The following is a 535-nucleotide window of genomic DNA, read 5'->3' as shown; positions in this document are numbered from 1 at the left end:
CGCTCCCTGCGCTCCGCCCTCCGTCCGCCGCCACGCATGCATGCACCCACGACCGGCGCCGGAACTAAGTCGCAGGCCACAGCGCTGGCATCACGACGAGGCGCAGCTGCCCTCGCTGCTCGCCGCATCGAGACGCCGCGAGCGGCAGGCCGGACCAATAGCCTGACCGTCGCTGACCTGCGATGTGAGAACTTTCTTTACTGGTATCGAGACACCTGCTCGATACAGCGGCGAAGGCGTACCGCCGCTAACAGGAAGAAGTGCAGGTCACGTTCAAGAGTTTGGAGTTCCACGTGGTCGGCGTGCCGCTTGTTGAAGCGTCGGTCGATGCGTCCTGATTGGAGCGCCACGGCGTTGATCCAGTTGGTTGCCTCGGTGCGAAGACGCTCGACAATGACGCCCTCTGATGGGGCATTGCGTTGACGTTCCGTTGCCCTCATTCTGTCCCTGCTGTGTGATCCATGGGGTGCGTTACACCGGGGAGGAAGTGGTGTCGGGGGCCGCTGGCCGCGTGCGGCAGAGCGATGAGGTGTGT

The 535-nt window shown here is 63.9% G+C and carries 1 protein-coding gene; it reads right to left on the bottom strand.

Annotated elements, in window-relative coordinates:
* Positions 1-197 precede the first annotated feature (197 nt).
* The gene (locus H7J73_RS22535; RefSeq protein WP_005110614.1) at positions 198-440 is read right to left on the bottom strand and encodes a hypothetical protein; all 243 of its coding nucleotides are present in this window, start codon (positions 438-440) and stop codon (positions 198-200) included.
* Positions 441-535: the final 95 nt, after the last annotated feature.

This window comes from Mycolicibacterium komossense (genome assembly GCF_025822605.1).
GTDB lineage: Bacteria > Actinomycetota > Actinomycetes > Mycobacteriales > Mycobacteriaceae > Mycobacterium > Mycobacterium komossense.
This window is presented reverse-complemented; position numbering and strand designations above follow the sequence as displayed.